Origin of the sequence: Bacillus sp. JJ1521 (assembly GCF_036965165.1) — a bacterium.
Classification (GTDB): domain Bacteria; phylum Bacillota; class Bacilli; order Bacillales; family Bacillaceae_L; genus Ferdinandcohnia.
In genome coordinates this window covers 1-5,174 of sequence record NZ_JBALOX010000293.1, presented here as the reverse complement: position 1 = coordinate 5,174, position 5,174 = coordinate 1, and the positions used below count along the sequence as shown (strand labels likewise).

Sequence of the window (5,174 nt, the reverse complement as noted above, 5' to 3'; positions counted from 1 at the left end):
ATTTGAAATTCTTCAACTAATTGTTGATACACCTTGTCTTTCCATATATACCCGCGGTGATCTAATTCTATAAATCTTTTTATATAGGTTTCTTTTAGAATATCGTCTAGAAATTTTTTAAACCTATCATATTGGTTTGTTATGAACTTTTGTACAGATTCATCTCTATCTAATAATGTTCCATCTAAATCAAAAACAGCCGCTTTTATCATGGTTACACCTTCCATTTATTAAGGCTTGTAAGCTTTAATAATCATTGTTGTTGGAAATTTTCGTGCTTTATATAACGAATAATAACGGTCTGATACTTCATCTTCCATTGAATCAAAGGACTCTGATACATCACTTTCAATTACCTTTTCAATTGTAAAACCAGCTTTTATTAATTCATTGATATATGTACTCATTTTTCTTGTTGGAATGACCATAGGTGCCTTTTCACCTTTAAAATTATTGTATGTGACACTTCCTTCATTCTGATATGAACCTTCTAGAAATATAAGGCCATTTTCACTTTTTAGATGAGGATATAACGGGTGATCCCAACTGAATATGAAATATCCGCCGGATTTTAAATAGGAATAGATTAGCTTAAAGGTTGCTGATAAATCCATCGTCCAACCAATCGCATAGATAGAATAGACGAAATCAAAATAACCCTTTGGAATACTGATATCTTCCTCCATTGGTGCACAATACAATTGTGGATTCAATCCATTTAGCGTTTCTTTAGCGGTATCAATTTGGTTTTGTGACAAGTCTACTCCCCAAATTTCTCTTGCACCTTTTTTTGCCATGTATTTTAACGAGTGTCCACTTCCGCAACCGATATCAAGTACTTTATTATTTGTTATTTCCTCAAACAGCCTTAATTCTTCTTCAGTTTGTGTAAAAGGTCCATAACTTGGAAGTGCATCCTTCCCGTTAAAATGATGGGCAACTATGTCCCAGCTCTTCTTATTGTTTGTGAGCATTTCATTTGTCAATATGTTTCCACTCCCTTTCCCCATTGAAAAGCCTTGAAATAAACGGCCACCGAATGGTTGTAAAATTTCATCAATTAATTGAATAACCTTGGATTTATCACAATTTCTGTAAAAAGAATCAAATGACGCAACAAAGCTTATTGCAAATTCCTCGTCGAAATCTTTTAAGGCTTGATAGACCCACTTAGAAGCTCCATTCCATTTACGATTTGTTCTTAATACAAATTCACTTGTCATTTCTACAAGACTATTAGCAATAAATATTGCTTCCTCTCTTTGTTCAGAGCCGATGAAATCTTCAAGAGTGTCTCCGTTATGAAATATCTTTTCAAATCTATTGTTTCCCTTGTCCATTCATCAGGTCCATTGTCTAATATTCCTTATCTTCTTTTTTGATTTCTTCAAATATTCCATCATCCGCAAGAACAATCCCCTCGCAAACCATTCTTGGCATGGATGGCCTTGCTCGCTTTTTTATCCGTTTCAAAAAACTGCTTATAGGATGTTTCATTATGTATAAAAACCTCTATTGACCAACCAAAGTCGATTAAAGATTCTCTATATGATGAGTAAATGTTTTTATCGATAACCACGATGTCTAGATCAGATGTTTCTGTTGCTTCTCCTCTTGTTACACTTCCTGCTAATAGTGCTGCTTTACAATCAGGATAATGTTTTTGAAAAAATTGTCGGGCTGCTTCTAAAGGCTTCATATTATTGACAGCTGCCAATATTACCACATCATTTCTTTACCTTACCAACCTACATTCTACAAATTTTGATAATTTCCTTTTAATTAATTGACAAAAACTTCAGGGAATGAACCAATAGATTTAAAATACTACGTAAAGGAAGGATTTTTTTCAGAAAAGAATTGATTTATTAAAACACGTACTTTAATCAAAAAAAGAAGCAAGAGAACTATGTTCTTACGCTTCTTTTTTCATTGAATTCTAATTAAATACAAGTAAAGGATTGGATTTGTCTTAGACTAATCCCGAAGTTCACCCATCTAAAACCATTCCACCTAAACCCTGAAATGGAACTTCTTCCAACAAATGTAGGATAGAACCAGAATTGCTCACGACCTCGAAGCCATACGTAAGTAAATCTGAACAAACAACTTCTAATACTTCCTGGATCGACTGCAAAGGCTTGTGCTTGCTGTTGTGATTGTGTAGGAACAAACGATGGTGGCGGTCCTGTTGGTGGTCCTCCTCCAAGTCCCTGACTAGGTGTTCCAAATGGCGGTCCACCTATTGGTCCTTGACTTGGTGGTCCAAATGGTGGTGGACCCATAGGACCTCCTCCAAATGGTGGGAATGAACCCATTTGTCTTTCATAATCATAATAATAATCATAATCTGTGTAGTGTGGTAGTGATGACGCCATTAGACCGTTTGGGTCATAATAATACATCTTTTAATCACTCCTTATTCTTTGGCTACTAGCATCCTATTCCATAGGCTTACGCCTTTCAACTTGTACCTATAAAATGTGCTTTTACCTAGAAAAAACGAAGTAGATACCGCCCTGAATATAGGAATGAATAAAAACAAAAAATGTTTAAGCTTCATTCGTTTTAAAAAGGTTGTATGGACTATCATCTATTTTAAAATGATTAGGTATACACATAATTTATTCACCTTTCAAAAAGGTCAAATGAGTGTTTTGGTCATTATTATATCTATTTGTTCTTCATCACCCATATAAAAAGAGTGGGCTCCAGTTTGAACAAACCCCACTTTTTGATAAAAAGCTAAAGCATTTTCGTTTTTTTCCCATACGCCTAACCAGATTTTCTTTTTATTTTGTTCCAGTGCAAATTCCATCGCTTTATTTAGTAGATATTTTCCAAGCCCGTGTTTTTGAAATTTGTGCTTTATATAAATCCTCTCAATTTCAAGTGACTCATTGCCCATTTCTTCAGACTGAGCATCATTGATATTTATTTTTAAATATCCTGCGAGTTCATTATAAAGATAAACAAAAAAGAAGTTTGAAAAGACATTGGATATTTCTTTTTCTAATTGTTCAAGGTTAAATGCCCTTTCCAAATAAGCATGCATATTTTCTGGTGAATTCTGTTCCTCAAAAGTCTCGTTAAATGTTTCATAGCTAATTTCTTGAAGTTTATGTAAATCTTCAAGGGTACAATTTATCAAATTTATAGTCATGTAGATATGTATCTCCTTTATATAATTAATGGCATGTGTTTTCTCAGTGGTCCCTATGGATAATATAATTTAATAGTTGCTTAAGGAAAATCGATTTAAGTGGGATCTCTTTCAATTCTTCTATCGCAAGACAATAATGTTCCCACATCGCTTTTTTAGCATTTTCTATTCCAAGGACGGAGACAAAAGTAGATTGATTGTTTTCTACATCTTTACCGACCAATTTTCCAAGTAAATCTGTTGCACCTTCTACGTCTAATAAATCATCCTTAATTTGAAAGGCAATACCCGCGTGATACGCAAACTTTTTTAAAGACTCGATTTCCTTTTCCTCTACATTTGCAAGGATGGATGGCATAATGAGCGAAGCCTCAAATCCCTTTCCGGTTTTTAAAAAGCACATTAGGTTTAGCTCTTCTAGAGATAGTTGTTTTCCTTTGGAGTCTAAATCCATCGCTTGCCCCTTGCACATATCCATTGTGCTCTCAGCCGAATATTGGATTAACTTAAGTACCGTTTTCGCTTCAAAATGAGTAAGGGATGCTTGCTCAAAAGTAGCCTTTTGTGTAAGAAAAAGACCTGTTAATTCCGCAACTGCTATGTTATACGCCTGATGCACGGTTTGCTGCCCTCTTCGAAAAGTTGCATTGTCTTGCGAAGGAAGATCGTCATATATTAAAGAAGCTGTATGCATGTACTCGATTGACTTCAAAAGTGGAAGAATCGTTTTTTCATCTAATCCATATTCCTTAACCCCCATCATCCAGGTCACGATTGGTCTTAATCTTTTCCCATCTCCATCAAGACTGTAATTTGCTGCACTTACTATAGGAGAAATGTCTTTATTAATTTTTGAAATGTGTAAACTAATATTTATGCGTAGGCGAACGTCTTCAATCAACTCAGAAAAGTCTTCTTTTTCTTTCTGTTCATTTTTTAGATTTGTCACCATATTATCGCGCAATAGCTTATCAAAGAAATCAACATCATCTGCTTTACTTACCAATTTTTGAATCAAACGATTAAAAGCTTCATCACCTGTAGCGAATATTTCCATAACTTCTTCATACACCTTGTTACCGACCCGATTTTTAAATCGTTTTAATCCGTTTATTGCCCGGTCCAATATGATTTCACGTGCTTTTGGATCAGATTTGTACACATGATGGATTAAATAATAAATAACCGCCCAATATAACTCATATGGATTTACTAAATCAGGTCGCTTTTTATGATATTTTAAATAATACGTATATGGGGTTACCGCACCTTCCTCGTTATCAGAAAACATATCTGCAAAGTCATCTGCAAGCTGATTGTAAATGCCATAACAGAAGATTCGATTGTCAATCTCCTCGGCCATAGGAGCACTAATGAGAGAACGAACAATCATTCGTGAAGATGCTGATTTTATAATAATAGGCACATATATTTCTTCATTGGTGTAAGTTGCAATTGAAAGATCTTTATTACGATCTACTTCTTGAGACTTAAAAAAGACAAAGGATTGTTCGAAAAAGGAATGTATGGTTTCTTGAGGCTGTTTGCTTTTTATATACTTGAAAGCTTCTGTAAGTTCCGAATGAACATATTCTAGTAACTTTTTGTTTTTTCCCGTCCATTCCCCCAATACAGGCACAGTTTTTGTAAGAAGTGTTGTCCGTATCAAATCGGAATATTTTCTTTTTTCATGGTCAGACAAAACCATTGAATCCAATAGATCATCGATAAAAGGATAAGTAAGACCGTAGGCATATCCTAATCGAATGGCTGTATCAAGTTTGTTTCCACGCTCATCTTGAGGTAGGTTCTCACCCATTTCTTCAATCTCATTTATTACCACACCAGCGATAACTTTGATTAATTTTCTCTGCGCATGTGTAGCGTCCAGTCCATCTGGGATGTTCATAGATACAGTTTTTAATTTATCTATCAACCAAATAATGGTGGATCCAATGCCTTCCTTCTCGCCCCACCTGTACAATCCAGCCATACTAAATATTTCGGATTC

5 protein-coding genes and 1 pseudogene are annotated in these 5,174 nt (G+C 34.8%); all 6 read right to left on the bottom strand.

What is annotated here, in order from left to right; genetic code table 11:
* Positions 1 to 212 (bottom strand): HAD hydrolase-like protein (locus V7147_RS24935; RefSeq protein ID WP_335370486.1); only part of this gene is annotated, 212 nt, incomplete at its 3' end.
* Positions 213 to 230: 18 nt separating this feature from the next.
* On the bottom strand, positions 231 to 989 hold the full coding sequence (locus V7147_RS24930) for a class I SAM-dependent methyltransferase (protein WP_335370487.1): 759 nt from the start codon (positions 987 to 989) through the stop codon (positions 231 to 233).
* A 12-nt stretch (positions 990 to 1,001) separates the two neighbouring features.
* A pseudogene (locus V7147_RS24925) lies at positions 1,002 to 1,699 on the bottom strand (nucleotidyltransferase domain-containing protein); the annotation flags it as partial.
* Positions 1,700 to 1,943: 244 nt separating this feature from the next.
* Positions 1,944 to 2,405, bottom strand: coding sequence for a hypothetical protein (locus V7147_RS24920; protein ID WP_335370485.1), 462 nt, complete (start codon positions 2,403 to 2,405; stop codon positions 1,944 to 1,946).
* 239 nt (positions 2,406 to 2,644) lie between these two features.
* Entirely contained in the window at positions 2,645 to 3,163 is a 519-nt protein-coding gene (locus tag V7147_RS24915) for a GNAT family N-acetyltransferase (RefSeq protein ID WP_335370484.1), read from the bottom strand.
* 43 nt (positions 3,164 to 3,206) lie between these two features.
* On the bottom strand, positions 3,207 to 5,174 hold a 1,968-nt coding region (locus V7147_RS24910; RefSeq protein ID WP_335370483.1), incomplete at its 5' end, for a polyprenyl synthetase family protein.